The organism is Pseudomonas pseudonitroreducens (assembly GCF_021603645.1).
In the GTDB taxonomy this organism is placed as follows: Bacteria; Pseudomonadota; Gammaproteobacteria; order Pseudomonadales; family Pseudomonadaceae; genus Pseudomonas; species Pseudomonas pseudonitroreducens.
On sequence record NZ_BQHJ01000036.1, the window covers coordinates 1 to 2,259 of the forward strand.

Annotated in this window: 6 protein-coding genes and 1 other RNA gene; 1 reads left to right on the plus strand and 6 read right to left on the minus strand. The window is 64.5% G+C overall.

Annotated elements, in window-relative coordinates:
* The 6 genes from L6D89_RS32270 to L6D89_RS32295 form a co-directional block, all read right to left on the minus strand.
* Nucleotides 1–272, minus strand: a 272-nt coding sequence (locus tag L6D89_RS32270) for a glycoside hydrolase family protein (protein WP_373875004.1), incomplete at its 3' end; no start/stop codon positions are given.
* Nucleotides 262–606: a hypothetical protein gene (locus L6D89_RS32275; RefSeq protein WP_236202330.1), complete on the minus strand. Its 345-nt coding sequence runs from the start codon at nucleotides 604–606 to the stop codon at nucleotides 262–264. The genes L6D89_RS32270 and L6D89_RS32275, both read right to left, overlap by 11 nt.
* Before the next feature lie 80 nt (nucleotides 607–686).
* On the minus strand, nucleotides 687–1,124 hold the full coding sequence (locus L6D89_RS32280) for a Mor transcription activator family protein (RefSeq protein ID WP_192401405.1): 438 nt from the start codon (nucleotides 1,122–1,124) through the stop codon (nucleotides 687–689).
* Nucleotides 1,121–1,525 (minus strand): gp16 family protein, encoded by a 405-nt coding sequence (locus L6D89_RS32285; protein WP_236202331.1) that lies wholly within the window; start codon nucleotides 1,523–1,525, stop codon nucleotides 1,121–1,123. Before L6D89_RS32285 ends, L6D89_RS32280 begins: the two co-directional genes overlap by 4 nt.
* The gene (locus L6D89_RS32290; protein ID WP_236202332.1) at nucleotides 1,522–1,800 is read right to left on the minus strand and encodes a hypothetical protein; all 279 of its coding nucleotides are present in this window, start codon (nucleotides 1,798–1,800) and stop codon (nucleotides 1,522–1,524) included. The genes L6D89_RS32285 and L6D89_RS32290 overlap by 4 nt, the downstream gene beginning before the upstream one ends.
* Before the next feature lie 5 nt (nucleotides 1,801–1,805).
* Nucleotides 1,806–1,877: hammerhead ribozyme type II (locus L6D89_RS32295), an RNA gene on the minus strand.
* Between the two features lie 62 nt (nucleotides 1,878–1,939).
* Here L6D89_RS32295 and L6D89_RS32300 point away from each other — a divergent pair.
* Nucleotides 1,940–2,259 (plus strand): hypothetical protein (locus L6D89_RS32300; RefSeq protein WP_236202333.1); only part of this gene is annotated, 320 nt, incomplete at its 3' end.

The following is a 2,259-nucleotide window of genomic DNA, read 5'->3' on the forward strand; positions in this document are numbered from 1 at the left end:
GCGATAGTCTTGGCCGGCAGCCGGTCGATGACGTCCTGGGGCACCCAGGCTCCGAACACCTGGGCGGCTTCCTCCAGGCCCTTGCGGGTCAGCGCATCGCACTGGGCGGGCGTGGCCTGGTCGCCAAGTTTCACGCCTCGCGTCCAGCCGTCGCAGATGGTCGGCTTGTCTACGGCATCCAGGTAAGCGACCAGCTCGCGGCCTTCAAAGTGGCCGACTACGGGCGTAGCGATCAGCAACGCCGCCGCCAAGACCCGCGCCTTAATCCCCATTGCTGCCTCCGACCAGGGCCTTGAGCTTGGCCAGCTCACGCTGGCCCACCTCGGGCGCCGATTTCTTGAAGTCGCTGATGCGGTAGCTGGTGTCATCGCGGCGCGGTGCAGGCTGCGGGCCTTCGGCCATCGAGCGGCGGCGGCCGCTGATGAACTGGCGGTAGGCCTGGATATGCGCCCAGCCGGTTCGGACGTGCTCTTCTACCAGGTCGCGCCAGTGGGACGGACAGCGCTCCATTAGGCTGCGGCGGCGTTCCAGGCTCGACTCAGCCAGGACCAGCGCGGCGAACTCGCGCGGGCTGCAGGGGGCGTGGTGGGTCGGTGATTTGTCCATGCCGCCATGGTGCTGACTTGGCGACTGCGGATTTAGAGGAAGGGGTTCAGCAGAAAGACAAAGCCCCGCGAGTGCGGGGCTTAGTCGAAGAGGTCAGGCGTGCTGTCGAGCGGTGGCGGCAGCACCTGGTCAAGGATGATCCAGATACGACGGTCGCTGAGCTGATAAGTTCGCGCCAGCTCGGCAACAACTACCCGAGCGCCCACGCCTTCCCGGACAGCTTGCTCAAACTGGCGGTGAATCTCCAAGTCGCGAAGCCGGCGCAGGGCCGCGTCACAGCGCGGGATGTAGATGGTTTCACCGCCAAGGCGGGCGGTGAGGCGCTGGGCCGCCTCGTCGCCGATGATGTCCACCAGGGCGGCGACCTTGATCTGGCCGTTCCGCCCCTTGCCGCGTGAAAACTCCCAGGTGGTGCCCCCCAGCTCACTCACCAGGCGCAGCGCCGCATTCATCCCGACGACCTGGGCAATCTCTAGGACCTGCCCAGGAAGCTGGTCGCGCACCTGCTCCAGGTTCATACCGGCCGCCCATTGCGCTTGGCGTCATAGGCCAGGGCCGCGACCAGCTTGCCCAGCTGTTTGCAGTCCATCCACTCGATCTGATCGACCTTGCAGATGCGCTTGCCCATCGCCTCGGCGTAGCTCCAGGGGCGCTTGGCCTCGGCCAGGAACGCTTCGATTTTGGCGACCAGGCGCTGGCGATCATCGGATACCTGCGGAGCTGGGCGGTCTGCCGGCTTGCCGGTGGACTGCCAGCCCAGGCGCTCCAGCTCGGCCAGCACGCGGCCGATCTGGCGCGGGGTCAGCTTGGTCGACGAGGACACACCGGCCACGCGCTCCAGGAGCGCGCGGTAGGTGTCGTCTTCCATGCCCAACTGACGGCGGGCGATCTGGATCAGTTGGCGGCCTTTGCTGCTCATACCAGGTTCCTCGGCTGGATGTCGTGGCGGAACTTCGCCGGAGTGCGGCGGGCCATGTTGCCCAGGAGGCGCAGCCCCAGGGTGATGGCCTCGGCTTCATCGTCGAAGCCACCCACCAGGCGTACCGCCTCGATGTCGGCCCGAGTGCCTGCGTAGGCCTCAAGCTTGATCTTCTCGGCGCCCAGGGCGGCCTTACGGGCCTTGCGATTGGCGCGCAGCCGACGCTGGCGAATAGCGTCTTGCTTGCGAATCTTGTCGGTGCGTGGCTTTGCCATGTTTTCCTCGGCTGCTCATCAGTACCCAGCCACCACGCTGGGCAGACCGCTCCAGCCAGGCCGGGACGGTTTCGCTCTGTAGAAAGGTGATTTCCGATCAACTACGATCCGGGATCACCTCATTAAAGGGACTTACTCGATGTCATCGCTAAGCGCTCAGACCGTTCTTGAACCGGTGTACAACTTCCTCCAGATGGCCTACGGCCCTGAGCTGAAGACCTTGCAGCAGGTGCCGTTCTCATCCAGCGCCGAGAACTGGCTCTTCGAGCGCCTCTCCGGGACTCCGCTAACGATCAAGGAAGCGATCAAGCTGGCGCCGGACAGAAAGAGCGTTCTTTCGATGTTTCTGACTCAGTACGTCATGTTCCTCACGATGTTTAAGGACCTGAAGTTCGCCCCAGACTTCCTGGCAGGTACGTCCGAGACAGTTCTTGGCCTTCAGCTTCTGCAGTACATGGC